This is a genomic window from Hydrogenophaga sp. FW305-3-2-15-A-LB1 (assembly GCF_058787875.1).
The window spans coordinates 18,440-33,811 of the sequence record NZ_JBYTAE010000019.1; the positions used below are offsets into that span (position 1 = coordinate 18,440).

17 protein-coding genes are annotated in these 15,372 nt (G+C 69.5%); 8 read left to right on the forward strand and 9 right to left on the reverse strand.

Translation table 11 applies throughout. From position 1 onward, the window contains the following. The first annotated feature begins 46 nt into the window (after window positions 1-46). Entirely contained in the window at window positions 47-1,132 is a 1,086-nt protein-coding gene (locus AC3WPZ_RS07900; protein ID WP_492439059.1) for a hypothetical protein, read from the forward strand. Between the two features lie 6 nt (window positions 1,133-1,138). Here AC3WPZ_RS07900 and AC3WPZ_RS07905 read toward each other — a convergent pair whose 3' ends face one another. Together AC3WPZ_RS07905 and AC3WPZ_RS07910 are read right to left on the reverse strand one after the other, a co-directional pair. Further along, window positions 1,139-1,840, reverse strand: a complete 702-nt coding sequence (locus tag AC3WPZ_RS07905; protein ID WP_492439061.1) for an ArsR/SmtB family transcription factor — start codon at window positions 1,838-1,840, stop codon at window positions 1,139-1,141. Window positions 1,841-2,180: 340 nt separating this feature from the next. Continuing rightward, a complete protein-coding gene (locus AC3WPZ_RS07910; RefSeq protein WP_382161907.1) occupies window positions 2,181-2,750 on the reverse strand; it encodes a DUF2889 domain-containing protein in 570 nt (189 codons plus the stop codon). Between the two features lie 104 nt (window positions 2,751-2,854). On the opposite strand from AC3WPZ_RS07910, the gene AC3WPZ_RS07915 reads away from it, so the two are divergent. Next, window positions 2,855-3,367, forward strand: coding sequence for a cupin domain-containing protein (locus AC3WPZ_RS07915; protein ID WP_382323211.1), 513 nt, complete (start codon window positions 2,855-2,857; stop codon window positions 3,365-3,367). 142 nt (window positions 3,368-3,509) lie between these two features. Then, window positions 3,510-4,247 (forward strand): hypothetical protein, encoded by a 738-nt coding sequence (locus AC3WPZ_RS07920; RefSeq protein ID WP_382323212.1) that lies wholly within the window; start codon window positions 3,510-3,512, stop codon window positions 4,245-4,247. Between the two features lie 4 nt (window positions 4,248-4,251). Here the strand turns inward: AC3WPZ_RS07920 and AC3WPZ_RS07925 are convergent, their stop codons facing one another. The 6 genes from AC3WPZ_RS07925 to AC3WPZ_RS07950 all read right to left on the reverse strand — a co-directional run bounded on the left by AC3WPZ_RS07925 (window position 4,252) and on the right by AC3WPZ_RS07950 (window position 10,080). Then, on the reverse strand, window positions 4,252-5,349 hold the full coding sequence (locus tag AC3WPZ_RS07925; protein WP_444688508.1) for a protein-glutamate methylesterase/protein-glutamine glutaminase: 1,098 nt from the start codon (window positions 5,347-5,349) through the stop codon (window positions 4,252-4,254). 13 nt (window positions 5,350-5,362) lie between these two features. Further along, a complete protein-coding gene (gene cheD, locus AC3WPZ_RS07930; protein ID WP_382161895.1) occupies window positions 5,363-6,022 on the reverse strand; it encodes a chemoreceptor glutamine deamidase CheD in 660 nt (219 codons plus the stop codon). Next, a complete protein-coding gene (locus AC3WPZ_RS07935; RefSeq protein ID WP_382323213.1) occupies window positions 6,009-6,899 on the reverse strand; it encodes a CheR family methyltransferase in 891 nt (296 codons plus the stop codon). The genes cheD and AC3WPZ_RS07935 overlap by 14 nt, the downstream gene beginning before the upstream one ends. A 57-nt stretch (window positions 6,900-6,956) precedes the next feature. Further along, a complete protein-coding gene (locus tag AC3WPZ_RS07940; protein ID WP_492439063.1) occupies window positions 6,957-9,095 on the reverse strand; it encodes a chemotaxis protein CheA in 2,139 nt (712 codons plus the stop codon). 132 nt (window positions 9,096-9,227) lie between these two features. Continuing rightward, window positions 9,228-9,590 (reverse strand): response regulator, encoded by a 363-nt coding sequence (locus AC3WPZ_RS07945; RefSeq protein WP_291113599.1) that lies wholly within the window; start codon window positions 9,588-9,590, stop codon window positions 9,228-9,230. 61 nt (window positions 9,591-9,651) lie between these two features. Continuing rightward, window positions 9,652-10,080, reverse strand: coding sequence for a hypothetical protein (locus AC3WPZ_RS07950; protein ID WP_382161886.1), 429 nt, complete (start codon window positions 10,078-10,080; stop codon window positions 9,652-9,654). 175 nt (window positions 10,081-10,255) lie between these two features. On the opposite strand from AC3WPZ_RS07950, the gene AC3WPZ_RS07955 reads away from it, so the two are divergent. Genes AC3WPZ_RS07955 through AC3WPZ_RS07975 form a run of 5 tightly spaced genes read left to right on the forward strand, consistent with a single transcriptional unit; the run spans window position 10,256 to window position 14,489 of the window. After that, window positions 10,256-11,404, forward strand: coding sequence for a hybrid sensor histidine kinase/response regulator (locus AC3WPZ_RS07955; protein WP_382161883.1), 1,149 nt, complete (start codon window positions 10,256-10,258; stop codon window positions 11,402-11,404). After that, on the forward strand, window positions 11,382-12,011 hold the full coding sequence (locus tag AC3WPZ_RS07960) for a response regulator (RefSeq protein WP_382161880.1): 630 nt from the start codon (window positions 11,382-11,384) through the stop codon (window positions 12,009-12,011). The genes AC3WPZ_RS07955 and AC3WPZ_RS07960 overlap by 23 nt, the downstream gene beginning before the upstream one ends. Window positions 12,012-12,021: 10 nt before the next feature. Beyond that, entirely contained in the window at window positions 12,022-12,408 is a 387-nt protein-coding gene (locus AC3WPZ_RS07965) for a DUF2845 domain-containing protein (RefSeq protein WP_382161877.1), read from the forward strand. Window positions 12,409-12,459: 51 nt separating this feature from the next. Next, on the forward strand, window positions 12,460-14,034 hold the full coding sequence (locus AC3WPZ_RS07970) for an MFS transporter (protein WP_382161866.1): 1,575 nt from the start codon (window positions 12,460-12,462) through the stop codon (window positions 14,032-14,034). Window positions 14,035-14,060: 26 nt separating this feature from the next. After that, window positions 14,061-14,489 (forward strand): hypothetical protein, encoded by a 429-nt coding sequence (locus AC3WPZ_RS07975; protein WP_492439066.1) that lies wholly within the window; start codon window positions 14,061-14,063, stop codon window positions 14,487-14,489. Here AC3WPZ_RS07975 and AC3WPZ_RS07980 read toward each other — a convergent pair. Beyond that, window positions 14,428-15,312 carry a dienelactone hydrolase family protein gene (locus AC3WPZ_RS07980; RefSeq protein WP_492439068.1) on the reverse strand — a complete coding sequence of 295 codons (885 nt, stop codon included), beginning with the start codon at window positions 15,310-15,312 and terminating at the stop codon, window positions 14,428-14,430. The genes AC3WPZ_RS07975 and AC3WPZ_RS07980 overlap by 62 nt on opposite strands. Between the last annotated feature and the right edge of the window lie 60 nt (window positions 15,313-15,372).

The following is a 15,372-nucleotide window of genomic DNA, read 5'->3' on the forward strand; positions in this document are numbered from 1 at the left end:
TCACCGATCCCCCTTCGGCTTTACTTCCCATTCCACACCCCTGCCCGTGACCCTGCTCTTTGCCGCCCCCGATGCCTCCGGCGCGCTTCGCTTCATCGGCGAAGTCGAGCGCGGGGCCGACTGCGGCTGCCGGTGCCCGGTGTGTGGCAGCGCCCTGGTGGCGCGCCAGGGGGCCGCCAACGAATGGCATTTCGCGCACGAGGCCTCGCAGGAGCGGCCCGAATGCGCGGCGGCGGCGGCCAGCATGCTGCGCCGCTTCATGCTCGAACACCTGCAGGCCCGGGGCGAGGCCGGCGCGCTCTCGCTTCCGCCGTACCAGCAGCGGGTGGCGATCGTGCGCGCCCTGATCAACGTGCACGAAGACGTGCAATGGGGCGCCCAGGCGATGGGCGCGCTGCAATGGCTGTCCGAGGCGGCGCTGCACGAACCGGTGGCGCGCGCGCGGCTCGACACCGGCGCGGACCTGCACCTGTTCGTGACGGTCGGCGAGGCCGAACCGCCACCCCCCGACACGGGCTGCGCGCAGCTGGTGTTTCGCTGCCGCCTGCCGCCGGCCTCGGTGCTGCGCGATCGCCACGCCGCCGAGCAACACCTGGCGCAGCACGGGGAACTGGCCTGGGTCCACCACCCGGACACGCTGGGCCTGGTCGCGGCCGCGCAGGCGCGGCTGGAAGCGCGCGGCCGCCAGATCTATGCAAACTGGCTGGCCATGGCCGACGCCGCCGGTGGCCCGGCCACCGTCGTCGACACCCGCCCGCCGCCGCTGTTCTATGGGCCCAGCACACGCACCGAACCCAAGGAGGCGCCGCGGTACGCCTGCGCGCCCGCGCACGCGCCGAACGTGAGCTTCACGCTCTACCGCTTGTCGCCCACCGAAGCCTGGTTGCTCTACCTGCTCGAACGCGTGGGCCCGCTCGACTGGCGCACCGCCACGGAGAAGTTCTACGCGCTGGCGCCGTACCCGGGCCCTTTCGAAGGCTGGGCCCAGGCCTTGCCGCTCAGCGTGGGCGTGGCCGACCTGGATGTGGGCATCGTGCGCTGCACGGGTTTTCTGGACGCGGTCACCTACCTCTCGCGCCGCTCGCAACTCACGCGCAGCGGCCGCGACCCGATGGCTTTCCAGGGCGTGTGAGGCCCATCAGGCCGCGCGGCCGGCCGCCTGCTCCAGCCGGGGCAGCAGTTCGCGCTGCCCCTTGGGCGTGAGGTCCAGCACCCGACCGCCGCCGCGCCGCAGCCAGCCTTGGGTGGTGAGGTGCTGGAGGATGTCGTCGGCCAGCTGGCCGGCCAGGTGGTCGCGCCGTTCCGACCAATCCAGACAGGGGTAGGCAAAGCGCCGGCTGGCGCGGGGTGGCGCGGGCTGCAGGTCCAGGTGGTCGGACAGCCACGTGTGCCCGGCCTCGGTGAGGGCGTAGCCGCCGGCCTGGGCCGCCAGCGCGCCCCGGGTCTGCAGGGCGTCGTGCAGCAGGATGCCCAGGCGCCCCGCCATGTGGCCGTAGCAGCAGCGGGCGTAGCGCAGGCGTTGGCGCTCGAGATGGGCCCAGGCCTGGTCGTGCACGTCGCGTTCGGCCACCAGGGCCAGCGCTTCGAGCGCGTGCGCCACGTCGGCGTCGGCCAGCCGGTAGTAGCGGTGCCGCCCGCGTGGCTCGCAGACCACGAAACGTGCGTCCAGCAGCTGGGCGAGGTGGCCGCTGGCGGTGGCGGGGGTCACCGAGGCCGCCTTGGCCAGCTCGCCCGCGCTGGCGAACTCGCCGCTCATGAGGTAGGACAGCATGCGCGAGCGCGCCGGGTCGGCCACCATGGCGGCCACGCGGGCGAGGCGGGGTTCGTGAGCGGCTTTCATGGGGTCAGCGTAACGCAGTCAGGGCGCCATGTGACACGCCTTGTTTCGGTGGGGGCCAAAGCGTTGCACCGGTCATCGGCGCCCAGGGGGAGCGGCTCCGCGAATGTCCCCCGACCCGGCTTCGCCGGGTCTCCTCCTTCACTTCGCTGCGCCGCTCCCCCTGGGCACCGACGACCTCATTGGCACACGGCGAATGGGCGATCCAGCATCCCTTCTGGCGCATGGGCCTTTGGCGTTCTGCGCAGCGGGGTAAAGGAGGAGGCGGCACCAGCCGCCGGGGGACACCCGCGGAGCAGAGCGCCAAAGGCCCATGCGCCCGCGATGCAGTCGAATGAAGCGGCTAGGAAGTCACAGACGACGAGGCCGGCGGTTGCCAGCGAAAGAACATCGGATACACCCGCTCCACCACCGGTCCATTGAAATCCCAGCCCACGCACTGGCCCAGGTGCGCGGGTGGGCGGCCATCGCCCTTGGGCGCGAACGCACCCGCGCCCGCGCAGGTCTGGAAGGCCGCCGTGGCGAGGTTGAACAACAACTCCCGCAAGTGGGTGCAGCCCTGCACGTCGCCCAGGTGGCGCTGGATGGTCTGGCGCCAGCCGCGCCCCAACACCTCGCCCACCATGCGCTGCAGGTTGGGCATGGCCTCGGGACACGGACCGTGCGGAAAAGCGTCCATCGCGACCTCGACCGCGCGGATCACCATGCCCTCGTCGAAGGTGACGCGCAGGCGCATGTGGTGGATGGGCTCGCCCGCCAGCCAACGGCCTTCGTCGTGGATCTCGATGTCGTGCGGCTTGCTGTCGTGCAGTTCGCCTTCCACCTCCCACAGGCCGTCGTCGCGCCGGAAGCCCTGGTAGGTGACGCGCCGGGTGTGCATGGGCGTGCGGGGAGCGGGGGTGGGCAAGGGCAAGGCAGTTTCTCCGGACAACGTGGGGTCGAACCCCGCATTTTCCCGCCATGCGCCCTTGCGCGCAGACTGGCACACTCAAGACCCGCGATTCGGAGACACCCGCCATGGCCCACGAGCACCATCCCCACGCGCCCCATGACCCCGATCACCCTGCCGACCCGGACTGGAAACACGACGGCGTGCGCGTGATCCCGGGCAACCAGCTCGACGGCAACGTGCCCTCCACCCCGGGCATGGACCGCAAGGCCGCGATCAACTTCGCGCGCGTGGGCGCACAGAAACTCTGGGCCGGCACCGTCACCATCCACCCCGATGCCAAGACCGGCGCCCACCACCACGGCCCGCTGGAGAGCGTGATCTACGTGGTGCGCGGCCGGGCGCGCATGCGCTGGGGCGAACAGCTGGAGTTCACCGCCGAGGCGGGCCCGGGCGACTTCATCTACGTGCCGCCCTACGTGCCGCACCAGGAAATCAACGCCAGCCCCACCGAGGCGCTGGAGTGCGTGCTCTGCCGCAGCGATGGGCAGGCGGTGGCGGTCAACCTGGACATCGAACCGGTGGAAAAACCCGAGCAGGTGCTCTGGGTGGACCCGACGCACCCGACCGGCGGCGTCTGAGGCGGCCGCCCATCGGCCCGTCCGTCTGTCGGCCCCGCGCGCCGGGAGGCGAAGAAAGTTCTCAAGTTCGTGTGTTCCCGGCCGAAAACCCGGCAAGAACACCGGGCTTGTCTCGCCCGGTGGCCGCCGTGAGGGGAAGCCCATGCTGAACATTTCGAGCACCACTGCCGTGTCCTGGCCGACGCCGGTGTCCACCGCCGTCGCGCCGGTGTCGCCGGTCGCCGCCGTGCAGCCCGTGCAGGCGGGCGGCAACGACGGCAAGGCCCAGACCGGTTTTGGCCGCGAAGGCCGCACCGCCACGCCGTCGCAGGCCGCTGCCGCCGCCCGCGCGGCCGTGGACGGGCGCGCCGCGGCGACCGACGATGACGCCGCCGCGCTGCCGGCTTCGCGCAGCGCGTCCGGTGTGCCAGCGGCGCCGCAGGACGTGGCCGCCCAGCGGCAGGCCCAGCAGGAAGCCGCCCAGGTGGCCGAACAGCGCCAGGCCAAGGACAAGAAGGCGGTGGAGCACCTGCAGAACGTGCTCTCCCGCATGTGGGAGGCCAGCGCCGCCGTGGTGGACCGCGCGCTGGGCATCGAGCCCGCGAAGGGCAGCGAACTGCCCGGCAACCAGAGCGATACCGCGCCCGACCTGTCGGCGGTGACGGCCTCGATGATCCCGCGCAAGCCCCTGACAGCGGACCGCCCGGACCGGCCGGCGATGGAGCAACTGCCCTGGCCGGTGATGCCCGAAGGCGGCGAGGTCGCCGAGGCGGTGGAACTGGACGTGGTCGGTGATGGCGTGGGCCCCGAGGCCATGGCCGAGCTGGTGGCCTACGACGAACACGGCCACGGCAGCGCCGCGCCGGTGGAAGCCGGCACGCTTCTCAGCGAGCGGGTCTGAACGATCAAATCCGGTGCCGCACGCCCGAGGGCGAGCTGGCCAGCCGGTTCAACACCGCATTGGCGATCTGGTTGAGCGGCAGCACCTCGTGCGCCGCGCCGTGCTGGATGGCCATGCGCGGCATGCCGAACACCACGCAGCTGGCCTCGTCCTGCACGTAGTTGTAGCTGCCGGCGTCCTTCATCTCGCGCATCGCGGCGGCGCCGTCGCCCCCCATGCCGGTGAGCATGATGCCCAGGGCGTTGGGGCCGAGCACGCGCGCGGCCGACTTGAACAGCACCTCCACCGAAGGGCGGTGGCGGTTCACGGGTTCGGTGTCTTCCAGCACGGCCACGTAGTTGGAGCCGCTGCGGTCGATGCGCAGGTGGCGGCCACCCGGGGCGATGTAGGCGTGGCCGGGCAGGATGCGCTCGCCGTCGCGCGCTTCGGCCACGCGGATGCGGCACAGCGTGTTGAGGCGGTTGGCAAAACTGGTGGTGAAACCCGGCGGCATGTGCTGGGTGATCACGATGCCCGGTGCGTCGGCCGGCATGGGCACCAGCACCTCGCGGATGGCCTCGGTGCCGCCGGTGGACGAACCGATGCAGATGATCTTTTCGGTGGACAGGCGCGGCAGCGGCGCGCGCGGCGGCTCGGCGGCGTGGCCGGCAGCGGTGGGCGTGGCCTGGGCGGTTCCCGGGGCGGCGGCCAGGCGCTTCACATGGGCCTTGGCGGCCACGCGGATCTTGTCGACGATGTCGCCGGCCAGTTCGTTCAGGCCGCTGCTCACGCCGATGCGCGGCTTGGCCACGAAATCGACCGCGCCCATCTCCAGCGCGCGCAGCGTGATCTCGGCTCCCTGCTCGGTCAGGGTGGAGACCATCACCACCGGCATCGGGCGCAGGCGCATCAGCCGCGAGAGGAACTCCAGGCCGTCCATGCGCGGCATTTCCACGTCGAGCGTGATCACGTCGGGGTTGAGTTCGCGGATCATCTCGCGCGCCACCAGCGGGTCGCTGGCCGCGCCGATGCAGGCCATGTCGGGCTGGCGGTTGATGATTTCGGTGAGCAGGCTGCGCACCAGGGCCGAGTCGTCGACCACGATGACCTTGATTTTTGCCATGTTGTTTTCTCCCTTAGAACAGATCCACCGAGCCGCCGGCCGTGGCCTTGGCCACGACGGCCGCGCTGCCCTTGCGTTCCTGGGTCTCGATGGTTTCGGGGTGCGAGTGCGCCAGGCGCTTGACCATGGCCTTGCCCGTGGCCGGGAAGTAACACACCTTGCGCGGGTAGATGTCGAGCACGTCCTTGGAGACCACGGCGATGCGCTCGGTCTGCAGGTAGTCGAGCACGAAGGCGGTGTTGCGCTCACCCACGTTCATGGTGGTGAAGGTGTGCATCACCTGCCCGCCGCCGAATACCTTGGCCTGCATGCTCTCGCGCCGGGCGCCGAGCTTGATCATCTCGTTGATCAGCAGTTCCATCGCGTAGGAGCCGTAGCGCCCGCTCGAATCGTTGCCGCCGTCGGGCAGCATGAAGTGGTTCATGCCGCCCACGCGCACGCGCGGGTCCCAGATGCAGGCGGCGATGCAGGAGCCCAGCACCGTCATCACCACCAGGTCGTCGGCGGTCACGTAGTACTCGCCCGGCAGGACCTTCACCGCGTCGTGCTTGAAGTGGTGGTCCTGGTAGAAGAAGCTGGCCTCGCCCGGCTTGGTGGGGCGCCCTCTGAGGGCGTCCAGCCGGGATGTCGTGCCCGCGGACGGGCGCGTGGCCACGGCGTCAAATGCGCTCATACACGGTCTTTCCGCGCAGGGCGAAGAGGTTGCGGGCGTCGCTGAAGTTCTCCGCGTGGCCCACGAACAGCATGCCGCCGGGCTTCATCACGCGGTGGATGCGCTCGAGCACGGCGCGCTGCGTGGCGGCGTCGAAGTAGATCATCACGTTGCGGCAGAACACCACGTCGAAGGGTTCGCGGAACGGCAGGTTCTCGATCAGGTTGACGCTCAGGAATTCCATGTGCTTCTGCAGCTCGGGCTTCACGCGCATCAGGCCGGCGTTGCCCGCCTTGCCGCGCATGAAGAAGCGCTGCAGGCGCTCGGGGCTCAGGCCCTTGACGCCGTCGGCCTTGTAGATGCCGCGCTGCGCGGTGGCCAGCACCTTGGTGTCGATGTCGCTGTTGACGATCTGGAATGAGCCTGAAGCCCCCAGCGCCTCGGTGGCCGTCATGGCGATGGAGTAGGGCTCCTCGCCGGTGGAGGCGGCCGAGCACCAGATGCGCCAGGCCTGCGTGCGTTTGGCGGCCAGCAGGTCGTTCAGGATGCCGAAGTGGTGCGATTCGCGAAAGAACGCGGTGAGGTTGGTGGTCAGCGCGTTGATGAACTCCTGCCACTCGGCGCCGTCGTGCTGCTCCAGCCAGTCAAGGTAGGTCTTGAAACTGTCGTGACCGGTCTCGCGCAGGCGGCGCGAGACGCGGCTGTAGACCATGGCGTGTTTGCCGTCGTGCAGGCTGATGCCGGCCTTCTTGTAGATCAGGGCCTTGATGCGCGTGAAGTCGTCGTTGGACCAGACGAATTCTCGGCCTTCGGTCAGGGGGCCGTCTTCGGGTGCGGGCGCGCTCGCCCGGCCCGTGGGCAAGGGGGAGCGCTTCGGGGGCGTGGTCTGCAGCAGCATGGGGTCCTGACTGAGGAAAAGCGGGGGGCGCCAGGCAGCGGGGCGAAAGGACTCAGGTCAGTGGCGTGAGCGGCGCACCAGGCCGGAGGTGTCCAGGATCAGCGCGACCTTGCCGTCGCCCAGGATGGTGGCGCCCGAGACGTTGGGCACCTTGCGGTAGTTGGACTCCAGGTTCTTGATCACCACCTGTTGCTGGCCCAGCAGTTCGTCGACCATCAGCGCCACGCGCGAGCCTTCGGCCTCCACCACCACCATGATGGGGCTGGTGCCGTTGAACTCGAAACGCGGCACCTGGAACACGCGCTCGAGTTCGACCACGGGCATGTATTCGTCGCGCACCTTCACCACCTGGGCGCCCTGCGCCATGGTGTTGATGTCGCTCGGCTTGATCTGGAACGACTCGATCACGTTGGACAGCGGCAGGATGTACACCTCGTCGCTCACGCGCACCGACATGCCGTCCATGATGGCCAGCGTGAGCGGCAGGCGCACCGAGACGCGCATGCCGAAGCCTTCGGCCGAATCGATCTCCACCGTGCCGTTGAGCGCGGCGATGTTCTTCTTGACCACGTCCATCCCCACACCTCGGCCGGACACGTCGGTCACTTCCTCGGCGGTGGAGAAACCGGGCGCGAAGATCAGGTTCCAGACCTCGGTGTCGGTCAGCGTGTCGGGCGCGTCGATGCCCTTCTCGCGCGCCTTGCGCAGCAGCTTCTCGCGCGAGAGGCCCTTGCCGTCGTCGCGCACCTCGATCAGGATCGAGCCGCCTTCGTGCGTGGCCGACAGCGTGATCGTGCCGTTTTCGCTCTTGCCCTTGGCGCGGCGCTCCTCCGGCATCTCGATGCCGTGGTCGCAGCTGTTGCGGATCAGGTGGGTCAGCGGGTCGGTGATCTTCTCCACCAGGCCCTTGTCGAGTTCGGTCGATTCGCCCTGCGTGACCAGCTCGACCTTCTTGCCCAGCTTGGTGGCGAGGTCGCGCAGCATGCGGGGGAAGCGGTTGAACACCACGGACATGGGGATCATGCGGATCGACATCACCGCTTCCTGCAGGTCGCGGGTGTTGCGGTCCAGGTCGGCCAGGCCGGCCAGCAGGGGCTGGTTGTCCTTGTCGTCGAGTTCGCGGCTCTTCTGCGCGAGCATGGCCTGGGTGATGACGAGTTCGCCCACCAGGTTGATGAGCTGGTCCACCTTGCTCACCGAGACGCGCAGCGTGCTCGATTCGAGGCCGGCACCGGCGGCGGCGCGGGCCTCCACCTTGGGGGCGGCCTTCGGGGCGGCACCCTCGGCGGCGGTGGCGGTGGCGGCGGCGCGCACCGGCACGCCGGGAGCGCCTTCGAAGAAGCCGTAGTCGCGGCCTTCGGTGGTCGGGTTCGGGTGGCCGGTGCCCATGGGCTCGCCGTCTTCGCCGATGGTGATGTTCGGTGCGGCCGGTTGGGCCTGTTGCTCGACGATGCGGATGTCGTCCTTGCCCACGTGGAAGGTGAACAGGTCCATCAGGTCGCTGTCGCTGGCCGAGGTGCGGGCGCGCCAGACGCGGCGCGTGCTCAGGTCGCAGGGCAGGGCCTCGACCGTGCCCAGGCCCGGAATGTCGCGGAACAGCTCGGCGATGCCGTCGGCCGAGGCCGGGTTCTCCAGCGGGCCGATGTGGATTTCCAGCTCGCGCTCGACCTTGGCGGCCTTGCGTGCGGGGGGTGGCGCCGGGGCGGCCACGGGAGCGGGCGCCGCGACCACCACGGGGGCTGGCGCGGGGGCTTCTTCTTCGACTTCGGCGTCCTCGCCGTGGGCCAGCACGCTGATGCGCGCGACCAGGTCGGCCGTGGCGGGGGGCTCGACGCCCCGGCCCTGGTGGGCGCCCAGCAGGCCGCGCAGCGCGTCGGAGGATTCCAGCAGCACGTCCACCATGGCGGCCGTGGGCGTCAGTTCATGGCGGCGCAGCTTGTCCAGCAGCGACTCCATCTGGTGCGTGAGTTCGGCCACGTCGGCAAAGCCGAAGGTGGCGGCACCGCCCTTGATCGAGTGCGCGCAGCGGAAGATGGCGTTGAGCTCCTCGTCGTCGGCCTTCTCCAGGTCGAGCGCGAGCAGCATCTGCTCCATCTGGTCGAGGTTCTCGCCGGCTTCTTCGAAAAAGATCGAATAGAACTGGCTCAGATCGATGTCGTTACCGAGGTTCTGGCCTTCGTTCATCATTTCACCCATGGTGAAACTCCTTGCGTGCGGTGGAGGCGTGGCGTGCCTTTTCGAGGGGCACCGAGGAACCGGCTTTGCCGGGCCTGTGGTGCCGCCCCCTTGAGGGGGTAGCGCGAAGCGCTGCGGGGGTGTTTTCCATGACTAACGGATGACTTTTTGAATGACTTCGATCAGGCGGCCCGGATCGAAAGGCTTGACCAACCACCCGGTGGCACCGGCCGCGCGGCCGAGCTGCTTCATCTGGTCGCTGGACTCGGTGGTCAGGATCAGGATGGGCACCGACTTGAACTTGGGGTGCTCGCGCAGCTTGCGCGTGAGGCCCAGCCCGTCCATGTTGGGCATGTTCTGGTCGGTCAGCACCAGGTCGATGCTGTGCGTCTGGGCTTTTTCCCAGGCGTCCTGACCGTCCACGGCCTCGACCACGTGGTAGCCCGCCCCGGTGAGGGTGAAGGACACCATTTTTCGCATGGACGCCGAGTCGTCTACGGCAAGAATCGATCGCATGGCTTACTCCGTTTGGAATCAAATATCGGCAATTGGGGCAAAGGCTTGAATCGGCCTGTGCTCAGAACAAGTCGATGGACCCGGCGTCCATCTCGCTTTGGGTCACCGGGCTGGGGCGCTCGGGCATGGGGTCGATGTCCATCGGCACCTCGCCTTCCTCGGGCTCCATGGTCTGGTCGGCCAGGCGCCAGGCGCAGCTCTGCAGCACCTTGCCGGTGTGCACGATCAGCTGGGTGGCCATGTCGTGGAACTGCAATTCGGTCACGGCCTGGTGCAGGCTCTGGCGGATCGGGCCGAACTCCTCGCCCCGTTCGGCGCTGAGGTGGCCCAGGGCCTGGTTGGCCGAACCGAAACGCTCCAGCAGGTTGCTGGTGGCGTGGTCGAGCAGGCCTTCGAGCCGCTGCAGGTCCGTCATGGCCATGAGCAGCGAATCCTGGAGGTCGGCCACCAGATTCACGGGCAGGGAGACAGACGGCGGGGTCTGCTGCATCGTCGGTAGTTCCATGGTGGGTGGTGGGGCGCTCGGCTACTGGGGTGGGTATTACAATTTTCGACAGCTGTCCGACCCTGTATCGACAGATAACGGGCCGAATTCAGCACCAATTTCCGCGTTGCCGGCCCAGCCCTGGGTGCAAAGTGGCATTCATCCCCCCGAGAACACCAGAATGAGCGGACCGTCTCCAACCCCGGACAAGCGCTTTGTCCGCATCCTTCACCTGGAGGATTCGCGGGTGGACCACGCGCTCGTGAAATTCGCCCTGCAGCGCAGCCAGCTCGCCAGCGAGGTGGTGCTGGTGGACACGCTGGAGGACTTCCGCCGCGAGCTGCAGAGCGCCCACTACGACATCGTGCTGGCCGACTACCACCTGCCCGGCTTCACCGGCATGGACGCCTGGGACGAGGTGCGGGCGATGAAGCTGGAGATCCCGTTCGTCATCCTCTCCGGTGCCATTGGTGAAACGGCGGCGGTCGACGTGATGCACCGGGGCGTGAGCGATTACCTGCTCAAGGACAGCATGCACCGCCTGTCGCACGTGATCGAGCGCGCCATCGAGATCAGCGAAACCCGCCGCGCCAAGGCCGCGGCCGACGCCGAACTGGCCGAATCGCGCCGCCGCCTGGCCGAACTGGCCGAGCACCTGCAGACCAGCATCGAACAGGAACGCGCCGACATCGCGCGCGAGATCCACGACGACATCGGCGGCGCGCTCGCCGCCGTCAAGCTCGACCTGGCCTGGGTCGGCCGGCACGTGGAGCAGGGCGACGTGCAGCGCCACCTGGGCTCGGCCATGGAGATGCTGCAGCACGCCCTGGGCGCGAGCCAGCGCATCATGATGAACCTGCGCCCGCCCATCCTCGACCAGGGCTTGGTCGCCGCCGTGCTCTGGCTGGCCTCGGGCTTCGAGCGGCGCACCGGCCTGCGGGTGGTGGTGCGGCGCTCGTCCGAGACGCTGGACGTGCCGCGCGAATTCCAGCTGGTGGCCTACCGCACCGCGCAGGAGGCCATGACCAACGTGCAGAAGCACGCCGAGGCCAGCTCGGTCGACATCGACCTGAGCGACCGCGAAGGCGTGCTCACCCTCGAAGTGACCGACAACGGCAAGGGCCTGGACGCCCAGGCCCTGCGCAAGGCCAAGTCCTTCGGCCTGCTGGGCCTGCGCGAGCGTGCCGTCAAGGTGGGCGGCTGGCTCGACGTGAGTTCCTCGCCCCGCGGCACGTCGGTCATTCTGTCGATACCCTTGCAGACTTCCAGCAACCCGGACAATGCGGCACAGGCCGACGAGGAACCCCATGATCAAGGTGATTTTGTGTGACGACCACGCCATGGTGCGGCGCGGCATCCGCGACACCATTTCGGAAGCCACCGACATCCAGGTGGTCGGCGAGGCCGGCAGCTACCCCGAACTGCGCGACCTGATGCGCAAGGTCGAGTGCGACGTGCTCGTGCTCGATCTGAACATGCCCGGGCGCGGGGGCTTGGAGGTGCTGGGCACGCTCAAGGAAGAGGGCTCCACCGTCAAGACCCTGGTGGTCTCCATGTACCCGGAAGACCAGTACGCCATCCGCTGCCTGCGCGCGGGCGCGCGCGGCTACCTGAACAAGGCCGGCGAGCCGGCCGAGCTGGTGGCCGCCATCCGCACCGTGATGCAGGGCCGCAAGTACGTGACGCCCGACGTGGCGCAGATGCTGGTGGACACGCTCAACGCCCCCGAAAGCGAGGAGCTGCACGCCAGCCTGTCCGAGCGCGAACTGCAGACCCTGCAGAAGATCGCCTCGGGCAAGAAGCTCTCGGACATCGCCGAAGAACTCATGCTCAGCCCCAAGACCGTGAGCGTCTACCGCGCGCGCGTGCTGGAAAAGCTGCACCTGGCGAACAACGCCGAACTCACCGTCTACGCGATCCGCAACGGCATCGTGTAGCCCGCCCGCCATGTCCGCCCCAGCCTATCGACTGCCCTCGACCCTGCCGGGCTGGCGGTGGCTGGCGGGCCTGGGGCTGCTCGTGGCCTTGCTGGGCGGCGCGGCCCCGGCACGCGCGGAATCGTTGCGCTGCGCCGGCGGCATCGCGGCCGAAGGCGATTCGAAACTCTCGCTGATGGCCAAGTGCGGCCAACCCGTGCTGACCGACACCTACTGCGCGCCGCTCTACCAGAACCCCCACTACTACCCGGTGCCCGAACCCTACGCCAGCCGCATCCTGCCCTGCCAGGTCACCGAGGAATGGCTGTACGACCGGGGCCCCGGCAACCTGTTCGCCACGGTGCGCCTGCGCTCGGGCGTGGTGCTCTCCATCACCTACGGCCACACGCCGCGCTGAGGCTTGGGGCGCGCTCCCGCGTACCCCAGGGGGTGTGCGGAATAATGGGCCATGTCCACATCCATCTGGAGCCCGCTTCGCCAACCCGCTTTCCGGGGGCTCTGGATCTGCGGCGCGGTGTTCTTCATCGGCAGTGGCATGCAGACCATGGCCGCCGCCTGGCTCATGGTCGAGCTGACCGGCTCCTCCTTTCTGGCCGCCCTGGTGCAGACGGCGGTGTTCCTGCCCATGTTCCTGCTGGCGTTGCCCGCCGGGGTGTTGGCCGACACCACCGATCGCCGCCGCCTGATCTCGGGCGCGCTGATCGCCCAGGTGGGCGCGAGCGTGCTGCTGGCCGCTCTGGTGCTGGCGGGCTGGGGTGGGCCGGCCTCGGTGCTGTTCCTGGTCTTCGTCTGCGGCTGCTGCACGGCGGTGCTCACGCCGGCGTGGAATTCCTCGGTGGTCGACCCGGTGCCGCGCCCCGAGTGGCCGCAGGCCATCACCGCCATCGGCATCGCCTACAACGCCGCGCGCGCCATCGGCCCCACGCTGGCCGGCCTGCTGTTCGCGCGCCTGGGCGCGGGCTGGGTGTTCGTGGTCACGGTGTTCACCACGGTGGTGATGTGGGAGTCGATCCGCCGCTGGCCGCCGCGCGCGCACCCGCCGTCCAGCCTGCCGGCCGAGCGCCTGTGGGGTGGCACGCTCAGTGGCCTGCGTTTCGCCTGGCACTCGCGCATCATCCTGGCGCAGCTGGTGCGGGTGATGGCGTTCAGCGCGGCCGGTTCGGCGCTCTGGGCCCTGCTGCCCGTGATCGCGCAGCGCCAGCTGGGCACCGGCGCCGAAGGCTTCGGCCTGCTCATGGGCTGCCTGGGCACCGGGGCGGTGGCTTCGGGCCTGGTCATCGGCCGGCTGCGCGCGCGTTTCTCGCTCGACGCCATCGTGGCCGTGGCCTGCGTGGTGTTCGCCGCCGTGATGCTGGTGGCTGCCTGGGTGCGTGTGCCGGCGGTGGTGTACGTGGCCATGGCGTTCGGCGGCGCGGCCTGGATGGCCACCATGTCCACCTTCAACACCGCCACCCAGGCCAGCGCGCCGCCCTGGGTGCGCTCGCGCGCGGTGGCGCTGCACATCGTCTCCGCGCTCGGTGCGTTCGCCATCGGTTCGGCCTTCTGGGGCGCGGTGTCCGACATCGCGGGCCTCACCGCCGCGCTCGCCGCGGCCGGCGTGCTCATGGCCGCGGGCCTGCTGCTGGCGCGCCCCTTCCCCTTGCGCGTGGGCGCGGACCACGAAGTGACCCAGGGCACGCCGTGGGACGAGCTCTTCGTGGAGGCCGAGCCCAGCCCCGAGTCCGGACCGATCGCGGTGGAGGTGGGCTACCGCATCCGCCCCGGTGTGGACGAGGCCTTTCTCGACACCATCGCCCAGATGAAGGCGCCGCGCCGCCGCGACGGCGCCACGTTCTGGCGCGTCTACAAGGACCTGGGTGAACCCTCGCGTTATGTGGAGCGCTTCATCGTCACCTCCTGGGCCGATTACCTGCACCAGCGCGCGCGCGCCACCGTGGCCGACCGCGCGATCGAGACCGAGGTGCGCGCCTTTCTCGCCGAGGGCGAGAGCGCGCGCATGTCGCACTACATCGCCGAACGTTGATCCGGCACCCCACCGAAAGGCACACCATGAAGTTCGCACACCTCGCCTGCATGGCCGCGATCGCCGTCGCCCTGGCCGCCTGCCAGGACCGCACCCCCGAAGCCGCGCCAGCGGCGGCCGGCGCGAGTGCCCCGGCCGCGCCGGCACCTGCGCCCACACCTGCTGCGCCCGCTCCGGCCACCGATGCCTGGCTGGGCCAATGGAACGGACCTGAAGGCACCTACCTCCAGCTCTCGGGCAGCGGTGGCCAGTACGAGGTGACCATCCGCAACCTCGACGGCCCCCGCACGTTCCCGGGCAAGGCGGCGGGTGATGCGCGCATCGAGTTCGAGCGCGACGGCGTGAAGGAATCCCTGCGCGCCACCAACGGCGCCGAGACCGGGATGAAGTGGCTCAGCGAGAAGAAGAACTGCCTGACGGTTCGAGCGGGCGAGGGCTACTGCCGGGATTCCTGAGCCGCTGCGTGAAGAAGGCCAGGATCTCGTCGCGCGCCGCGAGGGTGGGCTGGCCGGCCTCATCGATCAGGTGCGCCGTCACCACGCTGTGCGGGCTGTTCACCACCTGCTCGAAGAACGGGGGCAGGGCCGTCCGGTTGGCGGCGCTGTCGGGCAGCACCCGCGCCACGAAGCGCGGGCCCAGCGCGGCTTCGTAGGCCTTGAAGCGCTCGGCCTTGCAGAACTTGTCGCCCGCGAAGCGGTAGGCCATCACCGTGAGGTCCTCGCGCTCCAGGCGCGAGCGCACCTCGGCCAGGTCCTCGGGCCCGATCTCCAGGCCGGCCGGGTCGTCCAGCGGCAGCGAGGGCTGCGACAGCACGGGCGCCAGCATCGACGGCTCCAGCATCATCGTGAGCGCGAAATTGCCGGTGAAGCACATGCCGATGGCGCCCACGCCAGGGCCGCCGCAAGCCCCGTGCGCGTGCCGGGCCAGCAGCCTCAGCCAGCGCGTCACCGGGCTGGCCTGGTTGGGCCCCTTGCGGTTGGCGAACGCGCGGAACTCCGCGCTCACACAGGCGCGCTGCATCACGGCCATGCCCGCTTCGGCCTCGGGCACCGCGCCGTCCACCCCGAACAGCGACGGCATGTAAACCGTGAAACCCGCGTCGCGCACCCAGCGCGCGAAGCGGGCCACGTGCGGGCTGATGCCCGGCATCTCGGTCATGACGATCACCGCCGGCCCATGGCCGGCGACGTGCACGCGCTTGGTGGCGCCGTCGAGCGTGATCTCGCGCGCCTCGAAATCGTCGAGGGCGTCGTGTTCGGTCAGATTCGGTTCGGGCATGTCCTGGGCTCTCTAGAGATGGAGGGGCCTTGATTGCACCAAGGCCGGCGCTACACTGCC